We start from the raw sequence: 19,465 nt of genomic DNA, 5'->3' as shown, positions 1-19,465 counted from the left end.
CGGGCGGACCAATGGACCGGGGAGCTGCGCGAGCAGACAGTAGCGGTGCGATCACACAGCGGCCAAAGACCTCGCCGGGCGGCTGCCGGGCACAAACAGCGACGCCCCGCCGGAGAACCAGGTCACCGGCGGGGCGGGCGGTCAGCGGGAGTCACCTGAAATTCGCCCGAATGGGCGGTGTGGGCAACGGCCGTTGTGTTTGGCGTTTGTCAGACACGCACGCCGAACTGGAAGGTGCCCATGTAGTCCATCGACTCGTAACGCACGTTGGCGCCGGGCTTCGGGGCGTGCAGGACCTGGTTGTTGCCGGCGTAGAAGCCTACGTGCGCCAGGTTGTTGAAGAACACCATGTCGCCCGGCTTGAGCTGGCTCTTGCTGTAGATCTTCGTGCCGTCGTTGTGCTGGGTGAACGTGGTCCGGGAGATGGAGACACCGGCCTGGGCGAAAGCCCACTGGGTCAGCCCGGAGCAGTCGTACGCGTTGGGGCCGGTCGCGCCGGAGATGTACGGCTTGCCGATCTGGGTGGCAGCGGCGCTCAGCGCGGCGGCGCCCCGGCCGGAGGCCGGCTTCTCGTTGCCGAGTTCCACGCGCTCGCTGGAGGCGCGGCTGGCCCGCTGCTCCTTCTCCCGCATCTCTTCGCGCTCGGCGGCGGTCAGCGTGTTCAGCAGCCGCTGCGCCTCGGCGAGCTTGCCCTGGAACTTCTTCTTCTTGTCGCCGAGTTCCTGGCGTACGTCCTCGAGGTCGGCGAGCTTGTCCGTCGCCTCGGCCCGCTGCTGGGCGAGGGTGCGCTGCTTCGCCTGGATCTTCTGGAGCGACTCGGCCTGCTTGGCGCTCAACTGGTCGATCGCGCCGGCCTTGTCGAGGTAGCTGTCCGGGTCGGCGGAGAGGAAGAGCTGCACGGAGGGGTCGATGCCACCCGAGCGGTACTGCGCGCTGGCGACCGAACCGAGTTCGCCCCGCAGGTCGTTGAGGTCCTCCTGGCCGCGGGCGACCTTGTCCTGGAGGTTGTCGACCTCTTCCTTGAGCTTGTCCTGCCGCTCCTTGGACTGGTTGTACTTCTCCGTCGCGGCTTCGGCCTCGTGGTAGAGCTTGTCGACCTTGGCCTTGACCTCGCTCTTGGTCGGCTTGGGGTCGGCCTGAGCGGTCTGGGACGTGAGAGCGACGGCTGCGGCTGCGGTCGCGGTGAGCACGGTCACACGAGTGCGGCTCGGCTGCTTGGGACGACGGTGGGACGCCACGAAGGCGAGCTCCTTCTTCCTCGAGCCGCCTACCGGGGTCGGGGACGTGATCCCCGGCTCCACGCTTCGGCTCCCCCGCGGAAATAGACCGAATTGCATGGACTCGGCGGTACCTTCGCAGACACCCCGGATGGGTGGTCTACCGTTCGAAGGTTCGAGGGCAGACCTTAGTGACCTTCTTGTGATCAGTTCAAATCCTCAGGTGTAAAAACTCACCCGCTGGTCACAATCTTTACTTACATCACACTGGCAGTAATGGCCAATTGACGGTGCGTTTCCCGAATTCGGGCATTACGCCGAGAAGTCACTAGACGCGCGAAAGCCTCTTCAGCAACAAGGCGGACGCAACGGGCCTCGCGCCCGACTTGGCGACTCCGTCGGCCACTTCACGGTCGGTCGAGGCCACCACGACGGGCCGGCCCGGCGGTTCCGCCCGTACGAGCTGCCTGATGAGTTCGTCCGCCGTCACCCCCGGCTTGCTGAACAGCACCCGCACCCCGCGCGGCGGCGCGAGCAGTACCGGCGCGACCAGTTCGGCACCGTCGAAGACGCACGTCACCTCGGCGCCCGTCTGCGCGGCGAGCATCGACAGGCCGCCGAGGAGCCGCAGCCGCTGCTTGTCGAGCGGCATCTGCGGATAGCCCGTCTTGGTGACGTTGTAACCGTCCACGACCAGGTGACACTGCGGCAGTTCGAGAAGCTGGTCGAGCAGCGCCGGGTCGGTCTCGGAGAGCGCCCTGGCGGCGATGTCCTTGGGGGTCATACGTCCGGGCTCCACGGCGTCCACCGTGTCCGCGGGGTGCACGGACGCGGGCGGCAGGGCCAGTTCACGGCGCAGCCCCTGAGCGGCGTCCAGCACCGTGTCGAGCAGCAGCCGCACCCGCATGTCCTCGATACTGCGGCCCTCGCGCACGGCTCTGCGGCTCGCCTCGGCGGACGCCTCGGCCTCCCCCAGCCGGGTCCGCAGCCGCCGCGTCTCGCTCTCGGCGGCGGCGACCCGGGCGGCGGCGTCGGACTTGAGTGTCTCGGTCTCGGCGTTCGTACGGCGCAGGGCCGCCTCGCCGCGCTTCACGTCGCTCAGCGCGCTGCGCAGCTTGCGGCTGAGCACGTCGGCCTCCTTGCGGGCGGCCTCCAGCTCCGTACGCAGCCGTTCGGTCTCGCTCTTCGTCTGCTCGCGCGCGTGCGCGAGCTCCCCGCGCAGCCGTTCCAGCTCGCGCTGGGCGGCCTCGTCGGCCCGCTCGGCGTCCGCCCGCAGGGCCTCCTCGCCCGCGGCGGCCACCAGCTTGACCCAGCCGACGGGGCGCAGGACGTACGCCGCGGCCGCCACGTCGAGGGGGTCGGCGGCGGCCGGCGGAGACCCGGACTCCAGGGCGCGGGCGAGCTCGGGCTGCGCCTCGCGCAGCCGCTCGCCGATGCGCCGGCGGAACTCCGGGTCGCCCTCCAGCGCCGCCGCCATCGCGTTGCCCGCGAACTTGGCGCGCCGGGACGGCGTGAACCGGGCGTACTGCCTCAGCTGGGACGGGAGCTCGGCGACGGTGAGCCCGCCGAAGGCGTCCGAGACCAGTGCGACGACCTTGTGCCGTACGCCTTCGGGCAGCGGGCGGTCGAGCACCTCGGCGGCGTCCCCGGCCGAGCCGGCCGGTTCACCGCCGCTTGCATGCTCCACAATCCGTCACCCCACTACTCTCGGGCCGGTCCTCTCAGGAGCCGGCGCCCGGCCTGTCCACCAGTTCGATCTGGTCCACCGCGTTGCACCAGCGGCAGCGCACGGACTCGATGGTCTCACTGACCACCTCGCGTTCCTCGACCTTCGGCTCTCCGGCCAGGTCGAGATGGACGTACTCGATCACCTTCGACGAGCGGGTCACATCGAAACGGGTGAGGTTGCCGCACAGGGCGCAGCGCCACCGGGTCTCGGCAGTCGGCAGGGGAACCGTCGTCATCGTGCGTCCACGTCCTCTTTCATCGTGCCTACTGCCCGTAACCCTACGGCCTCACGCGTACCCCGTGCGGCGGACCGTCCACGCTCCGGGACGGGGCCCGGCGAGGCGCTCTGTCCTGGCCAGTCCTGTTACGGGATGATCTGGCCATGATCAATTGGCGGGAAGCGGCCCGGGGACCCGTGGTGACGTACGGCGCGATCGGCCTCTGCTGTCTGATCTTCGTCATCGGCCCCCTGTCCGGACTCAATCCGGTCTACGGCACGGGCGACTTCCTCCTCGCCGCGCAGAGCGGATACTTCGAGCGCTGGGGCGTGATCCCGGACGAGCTGCTGAGCGGCGACCCGTCCCTGCTCACGACCCCGCTCACCGCCCTGTTCGTACACGGCAGCTGGCTTCACCTGCTGGGCAACATGCTCTTCCTGTTCGTCTTCGGCGCGATGGCCGAGGAGCGCATGGGCCGCGTCCAGTTCGCCCTGTTCTACGTGGGCTGCGGGTACCTCGCACTAGTCACCTACGCCGTGGTCCACGCCGACTCGGAGCAGACGCTGGTGGGGGCTTCGGGCGCGATCTCGGCGGTGCTGGGCGCCTTCCTCTACCTCTTCCCCAGGGCGCGGGTCACGAGCCTGTTCCCCTTCCTCTTCTTCCTCCCGCTGCGCTTCCCCGCCTGGCTCGTCCTGATCTTCTGGTTCGCCCTCCAGTGGGTGGCGGCGCAGCGCGCGGGACCGGGCCCGGGGGTGGCCTATCTCGCGCACGTGGCGGGGTTCTGCGCGGGCTTCCTCTACGCCTGGGGGCGTAGTCGGCGTACGGATAGAGTGAGGTCATCAGCGCCGGCCACCGAGGGAGAAAGCCAACCGTGATCACCGCGATCGTGCTCATCAAGACCAGCGTGGACCGGATCCCCGAGATCGCCGAGTCGATCGCCGCGCTGGACAGCGTCAGCGAGGTCTTCTCGGTCACCGGTACGTACGACCTGATCGCCATGGTGCGGGTGGCCAGGCACGACGATCTGGCCGATGTCATCCCCGGCCGGATCAGCAAGATCCCCGGCGTCGAGGGCACCGACACCCATGTCGCGTTCCGTACGTACTCGCAGCACGACCTGGAAGCGGCCTTCGCGATCGGCCTCGACGCGTAGCAGCCGCCGACGCGGGCGCCCGGCCGCGGCGGCGGGCTTCTCACCGATGCGACCGGGCGGGAGCCCGCGGACGGTCCTGCCGCGGGCCGGGAGCTGTCAGACCGCCGGGACGCAGCGGCCTTCCTCGGTGCGGTAGTTCCACTTCGCGCCGTCCCGGACGAGCTCCCCGACCGCGCCGATGAACCGCTCGACGTGCTCGTCGGGCGTACCGGCGCCGAAGCTCACGCGGATCGCGTTCAGCGAGCGCTCGCCCGGCTCGGCCTCCGGCGCGCCGCACTCGCCCGGGTCCTGCGGGTCGCTGCCGAGCAGCGTGCGGACCAGCGGGTGGGCGCAGAACAGGCCGTCCCGTACGCCGATCCCGTACTCGGCGGACAGCGCGGCGGCGAAGTGCGAGCTGTTCCAGCCGTCGACGACGAAGGAGATGACGCCGACGCGCGGGGCGTCGTCACCGAAGAGGGAGAGCACCCGCACGGCGTCGACGTCGGCCAGGCCCTCCAGCACCTTCGTCACGAGCCGCTGCTCGCGCTCCACGAGCGAGTCGAAGCCGGCCTCCGTCAGGGCCTTGCAGGCGGAGGCGATGGAGTACACGCCGATGACGTTGGGCGAACCGGCCTCGTGCCGGGCGGCCGTGGTGTGCCACTCGACGTCCACGCCGCCGTCGGCGCGGCGGGCCACCTTGCGGGAGGCGCCGCCGCCGGCGAGGTACGGCTCGGCGCTCTGGAGCCAGTCGGCGCGGCCCGCGAGCACGCCCGAGCCGAACGGGGCGTACAGCTTGTGCCCGGAGAAGGCGACCCAGTCGACGTCCAGCTCGGCGATGTCCAGCGGGTGGTGGGGCGCGAGCTGCGCGGCGTCGAGCACGATGCGCGCGCCGTGGGCGTGGGCGGCCGCGGCGAGTTCCTTCACGGGCCACAGCTCACCGGTGACGTTCGACGCGCCGGTGACGCACACCAGGGCCGGGCCGTAGGGGTCGCGGGCGGCCAGCGCGCGCTCCAGGGTCTCGACGGCCTGGGCCGGAGTCCGGGGCGCGTTCAGGAAGTTGACCCGCGCGTCGCGCCAGGGCAGGAGCGAGGCGTGGTGCTCGGTCTCGAAGACGAACACCTGGCAGTCGGCGGGCAGGGCCGCCGCCAGCAGGTTCAGCGAGTCGGTCGTGGAGCGGGTGAAGACGACCTGGTCGCTGTCGCGGCAGCCGAGGAACTCGGCGACGGTGGCACGGCTGTTCTCGAACAGGTCCGTCGACAGCTGCGAGAGGTATCCGGCGCCGCGGTGCACGCTGCCGTAGTACGGGGCGTACGCCGCCACGTCGTCCCACACACGCTGGAGGGCCGGGGCGCTGGCGGCGTAGTCGAGGGCGGCGTAGGTGACCTCACCGCCGGTCACGAGCGGCACGCGGACATCCCGCCCGAGAACGGGCAGCGGAGTACAAAGCGACTGGTCGGCGGCAGCGGTGGAGACAGACATGGCGAACTCCCGAAGAAGGCAGGCGAATTCCTCGCGCCGGCGGGTACGCGGCAGCGCTGGAGGAGAAAAGAAAGAGGGGTGTGCGAAGAAGGGGCGACAGGCCCTATCGCATTCGCTTGCTCACAAGAGGCTCCCTGAGAACCAGGACCCCAAGTCTTCGAGGGGTCCGCGCTTGCCGTGGACCTTTCTGTCCACGACCTGGTCTTCACCCGGGGCACCCCGCCACGGACGGAGGGTTGCCGGACAGCAAGCCGGGGCCAAAACGCTGTCACTCATGACCTGCCAAGCATCCTGCCACACGATCAAGAAGACGCAAGGCGCAGTCCAGACTCTGGACCACGCCTCGCGTCACACTCACCCGCCGCTCAGCTGTTGCTGGCCGCCACCCAGCGCTCGAGGGCGGCACGCGCCGCGCCCGAGTCGATCGACTCGGCCGCCTTGGCGATCCCGGCCGCGAGCTGCTCCTCCAGGGACGCGCCGGACGGGTCCAGGGCGACCAGCGCCGCCGCCGTGTTCAGCAGCACCGCGTCCCGCACCGGCCCGGTCTCGCCGGCCAGGAGCCGCCGGGCGACATCCGCGTTGTACGACGCGTCCGCGCCGCGCAGCGCTTCGACGGGCACGATCTCCAGGCCCACGTCACGCGGGTCGAAGGCATGCTCCGTGACCGCTCCGTCCCGTACGGCCCACACCCGCGAGGTCGCCGTCGTCGTCAGCTCGTCGAGGCCGTCGTCGCCGCGGAAGACCAGCGCGGAATTCCCCCGTTCGGCGAGCACACCCGCCACGATGGGGGCCATCCGGGCGTCCGCGACACCGACCGCCTGCGCCTTCACCCGCGCCGGGTTCGTCAGCGGGCCGAGGATGTTGAACGTCGTCTGCGCGCCCAGTTCCTTGCGTGCCTTCGCGGCGTACCGCAGAGCGGGGTGGAACTTCACCGCGAAGCAGAAGGTGATGCCGGCTTCCTCCGCCACCTCGGCGACACGCCGGGGCGTCAGCTCCAGGTTGACGCCCAGCTTCTCCAGGACGTCCGAGGCGCCGCTCGCGGACGAGGCGGCCCGGTTGCCGTGCTTGACGACTTTGGCGCCGGTTCCGGCGACGACGATCGCGGACATCGTGGAGATGTTGACCGTCTTGGCCAGGTCACCGCCCGTGCCGACGATGTCGACCGTACGGCCGGGCACCTCGATGGTGTTGGCGTGCGCGTACATGGCCCGGACGAGGCCGGTGACCTCGCCGACCGTCTCGCCCTTGGCGCGCAAAGCGACGGCGAAGCCGGCGATCTGGGCGTCGGTCGCCTCGCCGCTCATGATCTGGTCCATGGCCCAGGCCGTGTCGTCGGCGGAGAGGTCCTTGCCGCGCAGCAGGGCGTTCAGGACACCCGGCCAGGAGCCGGCCGCCACGCTGTCGCCGCCAACCGGGGTCACCACGTTCATGGTCCGCTCCAGGGTCCACAGCCAGTAAGGATGGTTCCACCCTATCCAGCCGGGCGGACAGCGAAGAGCCCCGTCCGGCGAATGGACGGGGCTCCTGCTGTGGCGACCTTGTCAGGCCGGAGATCAGAGATCAGTGGTGGCCGTGGCCGCTGGTGATCTCCTTGTACTCGTCGGCGGTCGGCTTGGGGATCTGGTTCCCCTCGCCGTAGTAGCCCTTGCTCAGCTTGGCCCTGAGCTTCTGGCCGCGCGTCACCTTGCGCTCGACACCGTTCTCGTCGACCGACGGACCGATCTCGGCCGGCGCGTACTGCTCGTGTGCCGTGAGGCTGTGCAGCTGCTCCTGGTTGAGCGGCTCGTGGACCTCGACGAACTCACCGTGCGGCAGGCGCTTGATGATGCCGGACTCGCGTCCGTGCAGCACCTTGTCCTTGTCGCGACGCTGAAGGCCGAGGCAGATGCGCCGGGTGATGATGAACGCCAGGACCGGTCCCACGAAGTAGGAGATCCGCACGAACCACGTGATCGAGTTGATCGACAGGTGGAAGTGGGTGGCGAAGATGTCGTTGCCGCCACCGAGCAGCATGATCACGTAGCCGGTGACCCAGGCGACGCCGAGCGCGGTCCGGGTCGGCGCGTTGCGCGGGCGGTCCAGGATGTGGTGCTCGCGCTTGTCGCCGGTGACCCACGACTCGATGAACGGGTAGACCGCCAGCGCCACGAGCACCAGACCGAAGACCACCAGCGGGATGAACACACCCAGGGCGAGCGTGTGGCCCCACAGGTTGATCTCCCAGCCCGGCATCACACGGACGAGTCCCTCGGCGAAGCCCATGTACCAGTCGGGCTGGGCGCCGGTGGACACCTGGTCCGGACGGTACGGGCCGAGCGCCCAGACCGGGTTGATCGTGAACAGTCCCGCGATGGCCGCGATGACACCGAAGACCAGGAAGAAGAAGCCTCCGGCCTTGGCCATGTAGACCGGCAGCAGCGGCATGCCGACGACGTTCTTGTTCGTACGGCCGGGACCCGCGAACTGCGTGTGCTTGTGGTAGAAGACCAGGATCAGGTGGGCCACCACGAGGCCGAGCATGATGCCCGGCAGCAGCAGGATGTGGATCGAGTAGAACCGCGCCACCATGTCGTGGCCGGGGAACTCGCCGCCGAACAGGAAGAACGAGATGTACGTGCCGACGACGGGCGTCGCCAGGATCGCGCCCTGCGTGAAGCGGACACCGGTGCCGGAGAGCAGGTCGTCCGGGAGCGAGTAGCCGGTGAAACCGGTGAACATGCCCAGGACGAACAGCAGGAAGCCGAACAGCCAGTTGATCTCGCGCGGCTTGCGGAACGCGCCCGTGAAGAACACGCGCATCATGTGCACGAACATCGCCGCGAGGAAGATCAGCGCGGCCCAGTGGTGGATCTGCCGGATGAGCAGACCGCCACGGACGTCGAAGCTGATCTCCAGGGTCGACGCGTAGGCCTCCGTCATCCGGATGCCCTGCATCGGCACGTACGAGCCGTGGTACACGACCTCGTTCATGCTCGGGTGGAAGAACAGCGTCAGGTACACACCCGTGAGGATGATGATGATGAAGCTGTAGAGCGCGATCTCACCGAGCATGAAGGACCAGTGGTCCGGGAAGATCTTGCGCATGTTGGCCTTGGCGAGGCTGTAGATCCCCAGCCGGCCGTCCGCCCAGTCGGCTACCCGCTCACCGGCGGGTGCCTTGCGCTTGTCGTCGGTCACGGTGCTCATCCGCGCTCCCAGAAACTAGGACCGACGGGCTCTTCGAAGTCGCTGAGCGCCTCGAGGAATCCTTCGTCATTCACACCGATCCGCAGCTGCGGGAGGGCGTGACCGGCCGGGCCGAAGATGACGCGGGCACCGTCGGAGAGGTCGAAGGTGGACTGGTGGCACGGGCAGAGCACGTGATGCGTCTGCTGCTCGTACAGGCTGATCGGGCATCCGACGTGGGTGCAGATCTTCGAGAACGCCACGATGCCCTCGTGGGACCAGTCGAGTTCGCGCTTGTCCTTGATGTCCTGCGGCTGGAGCCGGACGATCATCAGGGCGGCCTTGGCGATCTCGTTGTTGAACTCGTGGTTGTCCTCTTCCAGGCCCTGCGGCTTGGCGAAGGTCAGCGAACCGACCGCGACGTCCTCGGGACGCAGCGGCTCGTTCGTGTTCATGTTGATGAGCTGCTTGCCCTTGCCCCACAGCGTGTGGCGCAGCTTGTCCTCGGGCAGCGGGCCCAGGTCGCGCAGCAGGACCACACCGGAGAGCGGCACCATGGCCAGCGCGCCGAACATCGTGGTGCGGATCAGCTTGCGGCGGCCGATCGCGGACTCCTCGGCGCCGGCCTTGAAGTCGGCCATGACCTTGGCCTTGACCTCGGGCTCGGCCGAGATGGCGTGCCGGTCGTCGGCGACCTCCACGTCGGACATCAGGGTGCGGGCCCAGTGGACCGCGCCCGCGCCGATGCAGAAGAGCGCGAGACCGAGGGTCACGCCCAGCGAGAGGTTCAGCGCACTGACGTGGCCGAGCGGCCAGACGTACACGATCTTCTCGACGGGGAACGCCACGAACGAGGCGATGAAGCCGATCGTCGACAGCATCGACAGCGTGAACAGCAGGGCGACCGTGCGCTCGGAGCGCTTGGCGGCCCGCTCGTCGATGTCCTGGATACGCGGCTTGTGGGGCGGCAGCCCCGGGTCCGCGAACGGGTCTTCCGCCACGGCTACCGCGCCGTGCGCGGTGTCCTGCTCACTGGGCAGGTTCTTCTCTGGAATCTCTTGGCTACTCATGACTTCTTGGCCTTAGCGGTGTGGGCCGCGACCCAGACGGCGACGGCGATCAGCGAACCCAGACCGAAGATCCAGCCGAACAGACCCTCGCTGACGGGGCCGAGGCCGCCCAGCGCGAAGCCTCCCGGCGTCTCCGTCTCCTCGCCGTTCACCGTCTTGACGTACGCGATGATGTCCTTCTTCTGCTGCTCCGGCATCGTGGTGTCGGGGAAGGACGGCATGTTCTGCGGGCCGGTCTGCATGGCCTCGTAGAGGTGCTTCGGGCTCACATCTTCGAGACTCGGGGCGTACTTGCCGTTCGTCAGGGCACCGCCCTCGCCCGTGAAGTTGTGGCACTGGGCGCAGTTGGTACGGAACAGGTCGCCACCCTTGGCGATGTCCGCACCCTCAGGGTTGTACTGCTCCTCGGTCGGCGTGATCGGGCCGGCGCCGAGGGAAGCGATGTACGCGGCGAGCTGGTCGATCTCGGCCTGCGAGTAGATCTTCTTCTTCTCCGGCACCTGGGCGCCGGGCTGCTGCGCCGGCATACGGCCGGTGCCGACCTGGAAGTCCACTGCGGCCGAGCCGACGCCCACGAGGGACGGACCGTCCGAGCCGCCCTGACCGCCGGTGCCGTGGCAGCTGGAGCAGCCAGTGGCGTAGAGCTTCTTGCCCTCCTCGATGGCGAGGGACTGGGCGGTTTCTTCGGCCTGGGCCTTGCCCGCGGGCGCGAACGCGGCGTACAGCCCCCCGGTGGCCGCCAGCGCGAGGAGTAGTACGACGACCGCCGCCAGCGGATGGCGTCGTCGTGCGGAGAGCTTTTTCACGGATTACCCCGGTGTCAGGATCTTCTGCGTCGATGGAGCTGGATGTGGGCCGGGTTTCGGACCCGACCTACTTGATCATGTAGATCGTGGCGAAGAGGCCGATCCAGACGACATCGACGAAGTGCCAGTAGTAGGACACGACGATGGCGGCGGTTGCCTGCTCGTGGGTGAATCTCTTGGCCGCGTATGTACGGCCGAGGACCAGCAGGAAGGCGATGAGTCCGCCCGTCACATGCAGTCCGTGGAAGCCGGTCGTCAGGTAGAACACCGAGCCGTACGGGTCGGACGAGAGCGAGAGGCCCGCGTCCTTCACCAGCTCGGTGTACTCGAGGACCTGGCCTCCGATGAAGATCGCACCCATCACGAACGTGATGATGAACCACGCCCGGAGCTTCTTCACGTCCCCGCGCTCGGCGGCGAAGACGCCGAGCTGGCAGGTGAGGGAGGAGAGCACCAGGATGGTGGTGTTCGTCGCCGAGAACGGGAAGTTCAGGTGTTCCGCCTGCTGCTTCCAGAACTCGGGACCCGTCACCGATCGCAGGGTGAAGTACATCGCGAATAGGGCCGCGAAGAACATCAGCTCGGAACTCAGCCAGATGATGGTTCCGACGCTGGTGAGGTTCGGTCGATTGACCGACGGGTGCGCGTGCCCGGTATCTACTGTCGTTGCTGTCGCCACGACCGACATTATGTCGGTCGCTTATCCCGCCCTCACTCCCGGGGGTGCCATTCGGTGTGTCCATGCTCTGGGAAGGCCCTGTGACCTGAGCCGAACGGCCCATCGGAGGTACCTTCGAAGGCAGATACGAACGCCTGCTGAGCGGCTGTCGGACGGAGTAGCATCCGCGCATCGGTTCCTGATCCAACACCGAGCCTCCGAGGGCTCCTCGATGCATGGAGGAACAATGACCGCCACGGTCCTGGTCTACAGCGACAACGCCAACACCCGCGAACAGGTGCGGCTGGCAGCGGGTCGCAGGCCCGCCGCGGACGTGCCGCCGGTCGAGTTCCTGGAGTGCGCCACGCTGCCTGCCGTCCTCAAGGCGCTGGACGAGGGCGGCGTCGACGTCTGCGTGCTGGACGGCGAGGCGGTGCCCGCGGGCGGCATGGGCGTGTGCCGGCAGATCAAGGACGAGATCTTCAACTGCCCGCCCGTACTGCTGCTGATCGGGCGTCCGCAGGACTCCTGGCTGGCCACCTGGAGCCGCGCGGAGAGCGCTGTCACTCTTCCGGTCGATCCGGTCGAGTTCGCGGACGCCCTGGCGGCGCTGCTGCGGGGAAGGCTCGCCGTCGAGGCGTGACACCCGCGCGGGGCCCCGTCAGACCTCCGGCCGCAGTCTGGCCGCGTCGACGGGGCTTCCGCCCTCCCCGAGGCCGGCCAGCAGTGCGCTGCCCTTGCGCCACTTGTCCCAGGGGACGTTCCAGTCGCCGAAGCCGTTGCCGAACGGGTCCATGGTGTTGCCGGCGCTGTTGACGACCTTGACGATGTCGCCCTCACGGACGGTCTTGAAGAACCAGGCGGCATTGGACGTGCTCATGCCGGTGCAGCCGTGGCTGACGTTGGCGGAGCCCTGCGAGCCGACCGACCAGGGCGCGGCATGGACGTACTCGCCGCTCCAGGTGACGCGTGTCGCGTAGTAGACGGGCAGGTCGTACGAGTCGGCCGTGCCCTCCGCGATGCCGACGGTCGTACCGCGCATCCGTACGAAGTACTCCTTGCCCAGTACGACCTTGACGCCGTTGCGGGTGGAGAAGCCCGGCTTGCCGGTGGTCACCGGAATGGTGTTGATCACCTTTCCGTTGCGCAGGACCGTCATCTGGTGGGAGCCGGCGTCCGTGATGGCCTCGATGCGGTCCCCGGTGGACAGCCGCAGCGGCTTCGCCGGGCCGCCGTAGAGCCGGTCGGCCACCTTGATGCCCTCCAGGGTGCTCCGCACCGTGATCCGGGCGTTGGCGGGCCAGTACTCCTTCGGACGGAAGTGCAGCTTCTTGTCGTCCACCCAGTGCCAGGAACCCTGCACCGCGGGCTCGGAGCGTACCTTCAGGGCGCGCTCGACGACCGCTCTGGCCGCCTCCCCCTTGACGGGGACGCTGAGTTCGGCGGTGACCGGCTGGCCGACGCCGTACGTGCCCGCCTTGGGGCCGAAGGTGACCATCAGGCGCTTCCGCGGGGGGACCGAGGTCTCGAAGGTGAGGGTGCGCGCACCGGGCGCGCCGTCCTCGTCCTCGGTGGCGACCTTGACCGTGTAGCGCGCTCCGGCCGCCAGCGGGGCGGTGCTGTGCCACCGTGAGCCGTCGGCGGAGAGCTCGCCCGCCAGGTAGCGCCCTGCGGCGTCGGAGGCCGTCACGTCCGTGATCCGGCCGTCCTTGTTCCTGGCGGTGATCTCCAAGGGCTTCTCGGGGTCCGCCTTGGACGTGCCGGTGGCCGCGTTGAAGGAGACCTGGTCCGCCGCGTCGTACGGCGCCGCGGACAGCGGATGGCCGTCACCGGACCCGCTGCACGCCGTCCCGGCTGCCGCGAGGGACGCGATCAGCAGGGAGCAGCTCAGAACCGTCCGGAGTCGAGGTGAATGGGTCATGATCACACATTAAGAACATTTCACGTGTACGGCGCGCCGAGAGATGCCAAACGAGGGGCCCGCCCACCTGATGTGCAGGTGAACGGGCCCCTCGGGCGTGTCGCGGGTGCTTCTACTGGTTCTGGCTCTCGCCGCGGTAGTACTCGAAGACCCAGCCGAAGAGGCCGATCAGGAGCAGGGGAACGGAGAAGAACACCAGCCACCAGCCCATGGCGACGCCCAGGAAGGCGAAGGCGCCACCGAGGGCGAGCGAGAGCGGCTGCCAGCTGTGCGGGGAGAAGAAGCCGACGTCGCCGGCCTCGTCCGCCACATCGGCCTCTTTGTTGTCCTGAGCCATGGCGTCCACACGCTTGGCCGTGAAGGCCAGGTAGTAGCCGATCATGATGCTCAGGCCGAAGGCCAGGAAGAGCGCCGTGGTTCCGGCCGGCTCCTTCGACCACACGCCATAGACGATTGCCATGGCGAGGATGAAGATGCTCAACCAGATGAACATCTTGCCCTGGATCTTCACTTGCCGACCTCCTTGCCGCCGAACAGCGCGGTGTCCTTCTGTCCGTGGTTCTCGAGCTGTTCGAGAGCGGCGATCTCAGGGTGGTGCAGGTCGAACGCCGGGGATTCGGAACGAATACGCGGCAGGGTGAGGAAGTTGTGCCGCGGTGGCGGGCAGGACGTCGCCCACTCCAGCGAACGGCCGTAGCCCCAGGGGTCGTCGACCTCGACCTTCTTGCCGTACTTCGCGGTCTTCCAGACGTTGTAGAAGAACGGGAGCATCGACAGGCCCAGCAGGAACGAGGCGATCGTGGAGATCGTGTTCAGCAGGGTGAAGCCGTCGGCGGCGAGGTAGTCCGCGTAACGACGCGGCATGCCCTCGGCGCCCAGCCAGTGCTGCACCAGGAACGTGCCGTGGAAGCCCACGAACAGCGTCCAGAAGGTGATCTTGCCGAGGCGCTCGTCCAGCATCTTGCCGGTGAACTTCGGCCACCAGAAGTGGAATCCGGAGAACATCGCGAAGACCACGGTGCCGAAGATGACGTAGTGGAAGTGCGCGACGACGAAGTACGAGTCGGAGACGTGGAAGTCCATCGGGGGCGAGGCCAGGATGACGCCGGTCAGACCACCGAAGGTGAAGGTGATCAGGAAGCCGACGGCCCAGAGCATCGGGGTCTCGAAGGACAGCGAGCCCTTCCACATGGTGCCGATCCAGTTGAAGAACTTCACACCGGTCGGTACCGCGATCAGGAAGGTCATGAACGAGAAGAACGGCAAGAGCACGCCGCCCGTGACGTACATGTGGTGCGCCCACACCGTGACCGAGAGGCCGGCGATGGCGATCGTCGCGCCGATCAGGCCGATGTAGCCGAACATCGGCTTGCGGCTGAAGACCGGGATGACCTCGGAGATGATTCCGAAGAACGGCAGCGCGATGATGTACACCTCTGGGTGTCCGAAGAACCAGAAGAGGTGCTGCCACAGAAGCGATCCGCCGTTGGCCGCGTCGAAGATGTGCGCACCGAACTTGCGGTCCGCCTCCAGCGCGAAGAGAGCCGCGGCGAGCACCGGGAAGGCGAGCAGGACCAGCACACCGGTCAGCAGCACGTTCCAGGTGAAGATCGGCATCCGGAACATCGTCATGCCGGGCGCGCGCATGCAGATGATCGTGGTGATGAAGTTGACCGAGCCGAGGATCGTGCCGAAGCCGGAGAAGGCCAGACCCATGATCCACATGTCGGCGCCGACACCCGGCGACCGGACCGCGTCCGACAGCGGGGCGTAGGCGAACCAGCCGAAGTCGGCCGCACCCTGCGGGGTGAGGAAGCCGGCCACCGCGATGATCGAGCCGAAGAGGTAGAGCCAGTACGCGAACATGTTCAGCCGCGGGAACGCCACGTCGGGCGCGCCGATCTGAAGCGGCATGATCCAGTTCGCGAATCCGGCGAACAGCGGCGTCGCGAACATCAGCAGCATGATCGTGCCGTGCATCGTGAACGCCTGGTTGAACTGCTCGTTCGACATGATCTGCGTGCCGGGACGGGCCAGTTCGGCGCGCATGAAGAGCGCCATCACGCCGCCGACGCAGAAGAACACGAACGACGTGATCAGGTAGAGCGAGCCGATGGTCTTGTGGTCAGTGGTGGTCAGCCACTTGATGACGACATTTCCCGGCTGCTTGCGCCGTACCGGCAGTTCGTTCTCGTAGGACGAGCCGTCTGCCGCCGCGGCACCCTTGGGTTCGTTGAGGATGCTCACAGTTTGTTCGTCTCCGCATTCCTGGCCGGGTCGGTCTGCTCGATACCGGACGGGATGTAGCCGGTCTGGCCCTTCTCCGCCAGCTCCTTGAGGTGCTGCTGGTACCGCTCCGGGGAGACGACCTTCACGTTGAAGAGCATCCGGGAGTGGTCGACACCGCAGAGCTCGGCGCACTTGCCCCGGAAGGTGCCCTCACGCGTGGGGGTCACCTCGAAGGCGTTGGTGTGGCCCGGGATGACGTCCAGCTTCATGAGGAACGGCACCACCCAGAAGGAGTGGATGACGTCGCGCGAGGTCAGGACGAAGCGGACCTTCTCGCCCTTCGGCAGCCACAGGGTCGGACCCGGGTTGCCGTTCTGCGGGTTCCGCTCGCCCGGAGTGCCGACCGCGTAGACGCCTTCGGCACCCGCGGGGAACTCGTCGACGTAGCGCTTCGGGATGGCGTTGAGCTGCTTGGGCAGCTTCGTGCCCGTGGCGGCGTCGCCGTCCACGTTCTCGACGTAGTTGAAGCCCCAGCTCCACTGGAAGCCGACCACGTTGACGGTGTGGGCCGGCTTGTCCTCGAGCGCGAGGAGCTTCGACTCGTCGCGCGCGGTGAAGTAGAAGAGGACCGAGACGATGATGAGCGGGACCACGGTGTACAGCGCCTCGATGGGCATGTTGTACCGGGTCTGCGGAGGTACTTCTACCTTGGTGCGGCTACGCCGGTGGAAGAAGACGCTCCACAGAATCAGTCCCCACACCAGGACGCCCGTGACGAGCGCTGCCGCCCACGAGCCCTGCCAGAGGGACAGAATAATGGGAGCCTCTTCGGTGACCGGGGTAGGCATCCCGAGGCGGGGGAAGTCTTCCCATGTGTACGAGCAACCAGAGGCGGTCGCCAGGACCACGCCCGCGGTCAGCACCTGGAGCAGCTTCCGCCGCATCGGGCGCCGCGACGAGCGGTCGGAGCCGTTGGGACTCACGTAGCGCCTTCCCGAGAGTCTCGCCCGCGCGGTTGGTTGCGGCCGTCTCGCTGGTCGGTCGCCGGCCCTGACGCGGGCAGGGGTTTGGATGTTTATGCGGACCAAACCCTACTGGACGCCATTTGGGGTCGCGCGGGGAGGGTGCCCAACGCGCCGTGCGCCTCCACGAAGGGGTGGCTTCTCGGTGGAATCCCGGCCTCCGCCCGCCATCTGACCGGGCATCCGGCCCCCCGTACGACCGGCCGGCGACGGCCCCTCCCCGGTAGCGGGGCGCGGACCCGCGGGGCCAAGGATTAGCGTGGCGGTGTGCCCTACTTCGACGCCGCGTCCTCCGCCCCGCTGCACCCCGTCGCCCGGCAGGCCCTGCTGGCCTCGCTCGACGAGGGCTGGGCCGACCCGTCCCGCCTCTACCGCGAGGGGCGGCGCGCCCGGATGCTCCTCGACGCGGCCCGCGAGGCGGCCGCGGAGGCCGTGGGCTGCCGCCCCGACGAGCTCGTATTCACCTCTTCGGGCACCCACGCCGTGCACACCGGGATCTCCGGCGCGCTCGCCGCGCGTCGGCGTGTCGGCCGGCACCTGGCCGTCTCGGCCGTGGAGCACTCCTCGGTGCTCCATTCGGCCGCCGCGCACGAGGCCGCGGGCGGCACGACGACACAGGTGGCGGTGGACCGGGCGGGCCGGGTGGACCCGGCGGCGTTCGCCGCGGCGCTGCGGGAGGACACCGCGCTGGCGTGTCTCCAGTCCGCCAACCACGAGGTCGGTACCGAGCAGCCGGTGGCCGAAATCGCACAGCAGTGCCGGGCGGTGGGTGTGCCGCTGCTGGTGGACGCGGCGCAGTCGCTGGGGTGGGGGCCGGTGGAGGGCGACTGGTCGCTGCTCGCGGCAAGTGCGCACAAATGGGGCGGCCCGGCGGGGGTCGGACTGCTAGTGGTGCGCAAGGGGGTGCGGTTCGCCGCCCAAGGACCCGCCGACGAGCGGGAGTCCGGCCGGGCGGCCGGTTTCGAGAACCTGCCGGCGATCGTGGCGGCCGCGGCGTCGCTCCGGGCCGTACGGGCCGGGGTGGCCGGGGAGGCGGAAAAACTGCGGGCACTGGTGGACCGGATCCGGTCCGCGGTGCCGGAGGTCGTACCGGATGTCGAAGTGGTGGGCGATCCGGTGCGCCGGCTGCCGCACGTCGTCACCTTCTCGTGCCTGTACGTCGACGGCGAGGCGCTGCTGCACGAGCTGGACCGGGCCGGTTTCTCCGTATCGTCCGGTTCGTCCTGCACGAGCAGCACGCTCACGCCCAGCCATGTGCTGAAGGCGATGGGGGTGCTGACGGAGGGCAACGTCCGGGTCTCGCTGCCGCCGGGGACGGCGGCGGCGGACGTGGACCGCTTCCTGGAGGTGCTGCCGGGGGCAGTGGCCGGCGTGCGGGAGCGGCTGGGGGCGCCGGTCGCCGCGTCCGGGCCGGCCGGCGTGGAGTCGCTCGTCGTGGACTCGCTCGGCAAGCGGTGTCCGATCCCGGTGATCGAACTGGCCAAGGTGATCGGGGACGTGCCGGTCGGCGGGACGGTGACGGTGCTCTCGGACGACGAGGCGGCGCGGCTGGACATCCCCGCGTGGTGCGGGATGCGGGGACAGGAGTACGTCGGGGAGCGCCCGGCCGAGCGGGGCGTCGCGTACGTGGTGCGGCGCGTGAGCTGACGGAGGCGGAGCCCGGGGCTACGGCCCCCGGCCCCGCTCCTCCACCACCGGAGGGGCCGGGTCCGGTAGTGACGACCGTCCGGCCCGTCCGGCTGCGTGTCCCGGGATCAGGACAGGTGGGCGCGGACCTCTTCCGCCGCCGGGTGGCCGTACGCCTTCGTGAAGCGGTCCATGAAGTTCGCGCGGCGCAGCGTGTACTCCTGCGTGCCCAGCGTCTCGATCACCAGCGTCGCCAGCATGCACCCGATCTGCGCGGCGCGCTCCAGGCCGACGCCCCAGGCCAGACCGGACAGGAAGCCCGCACGGAAGGCGTCGCCCACGCCGGTCGGGTCGACCTTGCCCTCCTCCTCGGGACAGCCGACGACCACCGGCTCGTCCCCGACGCGCTCGATGCGTACACCGCGCGACCCGAGCGTCGTGACGCGGTGTCCGACCCTGCCGAGGATCTCCTCGTCGGTCCAGCCGGTCTTGGACTCGATGAGGCCCTTCTCGTACTCATTGGAGAAGAGGTACGTCGCGCCGTCGAGCAGCGTGCGGATGTCCTCCCCCGACATGCGGGCGATCTGCTGCGAGAAGTCCGCCGCGAACGGGATCGAGCGCGTCTTGCACTCCTCCGTGTGGCGCAGCATCGCCTCGGGGTCGTCCGCGCCGATCAGGACGAGGTCCAGTCCGCCGACGCGCTCGGCGACCGCCTGGAGCTCGATCTGGCGGGCCTCGCTCATCGCGCCCGTGTAGAAGGAGCCGATCTGGTTGTGGTCGGCGTCGGTCGTGCACACGAAGCGGGCGGTGTGCAGGACCTCGGAGATGCGCACCGAGCCGGTGTCCACGCCGTGCCGGTCGAGCCACGCGCGGTACTCGTCGAAGTCCGAGCCGGCGGCGCCGACCAGGATCGGGGCCGTGCCAAGCTGGCCCATGCCGAAGCAGATGTTGGCGCCGACACCGCCCCGGCGTACGTCGAGGTTGTCGACCAGGAAGGAGAGGGAGACCGTGTGCAGCTGATCCGCGACCAACTGGTCGGCGAACCGGCCGGGGAAGGTCATGAGGTGGTCGGTGGCGATGGAGCCGGTGACTGCGATACGCACGACGAGGACGCTCCTGCGGGCGGTGAGTGAGGACAGTCCACGCTACCCGGTCGTAGCCCTCTCGCACTAAGCGGCAAAACTACCCGATAGT

General features: G+C 68.7%; 18 protein-coding genes and 1 riboswitch. Of the genes, 4 read left to right on the top strand and 14 right to left on the bottom strand.

Annotation, left to right across the window (positions count from 1 at the left end):
* Window positions 1-209: 209 nt before the first annotated feature.
* From AS594_RS24975 to AS594_RS24965, 3 genes are all read right to left on the bottom strand, one after another.
* Window positions 210-1,238 carry a C40 family peptidase gene (locus AS594_RS24975; RefSeq protein WP_069930770.1) on the bottom strand — a complete coding sequence of 343 codons (1,029 nt, stop codon included), beginning with the start codon at window positions 1,236-1,238 and terminating at the stop codon, window positions 210-212.
* Between the two features lie 307 nt (window positions 1,239-1,545).
* Window positions 1,546-2,904: an NYN domain-containing protein gene (locus AS594_RS24970; protein WP_107364796.1), complete on the bottom strand. Its 1,359-nt coding sequence runs from the start codon at window positions 2,902-2,904 to the stop codon at window positions 1,546-1,548.
* A gap of 34 nt (window positions 2,905-2,938) precedes the next feature.
* Entirely contained in the window at window positions 2,939-3,181 is a 243-nt protein-coding gene (locus AS594_RS24965; protein WP_069929105.1) for a hypothetical protein, read from the bottom strand.
* Between the two features lie 146 nt (window positions 3,182-3,327).
* Here AS594_RS24965 and AS594_RS24960 point away from each other — a divergent pair, with 146 nt between their 5' ends.
* Together AS594_RS24960 and AS594_RS24955 are read left to right on the top strand one after the other, a co-directional pair.
* On the top strand, window positions 3,328-4,038 hold the full coding sequence (locus AS594_RS24960; RefSeq protein WP_069929104.1) for a rhomboid family intramembrane serine protease: 711 nt from the start codon (window positions 3,328-3,330) through the stop codon (window positions 4,036-4,038).
* Entirely contained in the window at window positions 4,035-4,316 is a 282-nt protein-coding gene (locus AS594_RS24955) for an Lrp/AsnC family transcriptional regulator (RefSeq protein WP_065488891.1), read from the top strand. The genes AS594_RS24960 and AS594_RS24955 overlap by 4 nt, the downstream gene beginning before the upstream one ends.
* Before the next feature lie 96 nt (window positions 4,317-4,412).
* On the opposite strand, the gene AS594_RS24950 is transcribed toward AS594_RS24955, so the two are convergent.
* From AS594_RS24950 to ctaE, 6 genes are all read right to left on the bottom strand, one after another.
* Window positions 4,413-5,774, bottom strand: coding sequence for an aminotransferase class V-fold PLP-dependent enzyme (locus AS594_RS24950; RefSeq protein WP_069929103.1), 1,362 nt, complete (start codon window positions 5,772-5,774; stop codon window positions 4,413-4,415).
* A 163-nt stretch (window positions 5,775-5,937) separates the two neighbouring features.
* Window positions 5,938-6,054: riboswitch (SAM riboswitch) on the bottom strand.
* A gap of 85 nt (window positions 6,055-6,139) precedes the next feature.
* On the bottom strand, window positions 6,140-7,204 hold the full coding sequence (gene trpD, locus AS594_RS24945; RefSeq protein ID WP_069929102.1) for an anthranilate phosphoribosyltransferase: 1,065 nt from the start codon (window positions 7,202-7,204) through the stop codon (window positions 6,140-6,142).
* Window positions 7,205-7,334: 130 nt separating this feature from the next.
* On the bottom strand, window positions 7,335-8,960 hold the full coding sequence (qcrB, locus tag AS594_RS24940) for a cytochrome bc1 complex cytochrome b subunit (protein WP_069929101.1): 1,626 nt from the start codon (window positions 8,958-8,960) through the stop codon (window positions 7,335-7,337).
* A complete protein-coding gene (gene qcrA / locus AS594_RS24935) occupies window positions 8,957-10,009 on the bottom strand; it encodes a cytochrome bc1 complex Rieske iron-sulfur subunit (protein ID WP_069929100.1) in 1,053 nt (350 codons plus the stop codon). Before qcrA ends, qcrB begins: the two co-directional genes overlap by 4 nt.
* Window positions 10,006-10,815, bottom strand: a complete 810-nt coding sequence (qcrC, locus tag AS594_RS24930) for a cytochrome bc1 complex diheme cytochrome c subunit (protein ID WP_069929099.1) — start codon at window positions 10,813-10,815, stop codon at window positions 10,006-10,008. Before qcrC ends, qcrA begins: the two co-directional genes overlap by 4 nt.
* Before the next feature lie 67 nt (window positions 10,816-10,882).
* Window positions 10,883-11,503 (bottom strand): aa3-type cytochrome oxidase subunit III, encoded by a 621-nt coding sequence (gene ctaE, locus AS594_RS24925; RefSeq protein ID WP_069929098.1) that lies wholly within the window; start codon window positions 11,501-11,503, stop codon window positions 10,883-10,885.
* Between the two features lie 217 nt (window positions 11,504-11,720).
* Between ctaE and AS594_RS24920 the strand changes: the two genes are divergently transcribed.
* On the top strand, window positions 11,721-12,116 hold the full coding sequence (locus AS594_RS24920) for a DNA-binding transcriptional response regulator (protein ID WP_069929097.1): 396 nt from the start codon (window positions 11,721-11,723) through the stop codon (window positions 12,114-12,116).
* Between the two features lie 18 nt (window positions 12,117-12,134).
* Here the strand turns inward: AS594_RS24920 and AS594_RS24915 are convergent, their stop codons facing one another.
* From AS594_RS24915 to ctaC, 4 genes are all read right to left on the bottom strand, one after another.
* Entirely contained in the window at window positions 12,135-13,394 is a 1,260-nt protein-coding gene (locus AS594_RS24915) for a L,D-transpeptidase (protein ID WP_069930769.1), read from the bottom strand.
* A gap of 112 nt (window positions 13,395-13,506) precedes the next feature.
* Entirely contained in the window at window positions 13,507-13,905 is a 399-nt protein-coding gene (locus AS594_RS24910; RefSeq protein ID WP_069929096.1) for a cytochrome c oxidase subunit 4, read from the bottom strand.
* Window positions 13,902-15,641, bottom strand: a complete 1,740-nt coding sequence (ctaD, locus tag AS594_RS24905) for an aa3-type cytochrome oxidase subunit I (RefSeq protein ID WP_069932208.1) — start codon at window positions 15,639-15,641, stop codon at window positions 13,902-13,904. The genes AS594_RS24910 and ctaD overlap by 4 nt, the downstream gene beginning before the upstream one ends.
* Window positions 15,638-16,606 carry an aa3-type cytochrome oxidase subunit II gene (gene ctaC / locus AS594_RS24900; RefSeq protein WP_069929094.1) on the bottom strand — a complete coding sequence of 323 codons (969 nt, stop codon included), beginning with the start codon at window positions 16,604-16,606 and terminating at the stop codon, window positions 15,638-15,640. Before ctaC ends, ctaD begins: the two co-directional genes overlap by 4 nt.
* Before the next feature lie 306 nt (window positions 16,607-16,912).
* Here ctaC and AS594_RS24895 point away from each other — a divergent pair, with 306 nt between their 5' ends.
* Window positions 16,913-18,292, top strand: coding sequence for a cysteine desulfurase/sulfurtransferase TusA family protein (locus AS594_RS24895; protein WP_069929093.1), 1,380 nt, complete (start codon window positions 16,913-16,915; stop codon window positions 18,290-18,292).
* A gap of 107 nt (window positions 18,293-18,399) precedes the next feature.
* Here AS594_RS24895 and AS594_RS24890 read toward each other — a convergent pair whose 3' ends face one another.
* Window positions 18,400-19,374 carry a carbohydrate kinase family protein gene (locus AS594_RS24890; protein ID WP_069929092.1) on the bottom strand — a complete coding sequence of 325 codons (975 nt, stop codon included), beginning with the start codon at window positions 19,372-19,374 and terminating at the stop codon, window positions 18,400-18,402.
* Window positions 19,375-19,465: the final 91 nt, after the last annotated feature.

The organism is Streptomyces agglomeratus (genome assembly GCF_001746415.1).
GTDB lineage: Bacteria > Actinomycetota > Actinomycetes > Streptomycetales > Streptomycetaceae > Streptomyces > Streptomyces agglomeratus.
This window is presented reverse-complemented; position numbering and strand designations above follow the sequence as displayed.

Coding starts and splice junctions, on each gene's coding strand:
- AS594_RS24965 (WP_069929105.1), bottom strand. CDS start 3,181: ATGACGACGGTTCCCCTGCCGACTGCCGAGACCCGGTGGCGCTGCGCC.
- AS594_RS24960 (WP_069929104.1), top strand. CDS start 3,328: ATGATCAATTGGCGGGAAGCGGCCCGGGGACCCGTGGTGACGTACGGC.
- AS594_RS24950 (WP_069929103.1), bottom strand. CDS start 5,774: ATGTCTGTCTCCACCGCTGCCGCCGACCAGTCGCTTTGTACTCCGCTG.
- trpD (WP_069929102.1), bottom strand. CDS start 7,204: ATGAACGTGGTGACCCCGGTTGGCGGCGACAGCGTGGCGGCCGGCTCC.
- qcrB (WP_069929101.1), bottom strand. CDS start 8,960: ATGAGCACCGTGACCGACGACAAGCGCAAGGCACCCGCCGGTGAGCGG.
- qcrA (WP_069929100.1), bottom strand. CDS start 10,009: ATGAGTAGCCAAGAGATTCCAGAGAAGAACCTGCCCAGTGAGCAGGAC.
- ctaE (WP_069929098.1), bottom strand. CDS start 11,503: ATGTCGGTCGTGGCGACAGCAACGACAGTAGATACCGGGCACGCGCAC.
- AS594_RS24920 (WP_069929097.1), top strand. CDS start 11,721: ATGACCGCCACGGTCCTGGTCTACAGCGACAACGCCAACACCCGCGAA.
- AS594_RS24915 (WP_069930769.1), bottom strand. CDS start 13,394: ATGACCCATTCACCTCGACTCCGGACGGTTCTGAGCTGCTCCCTGCTG.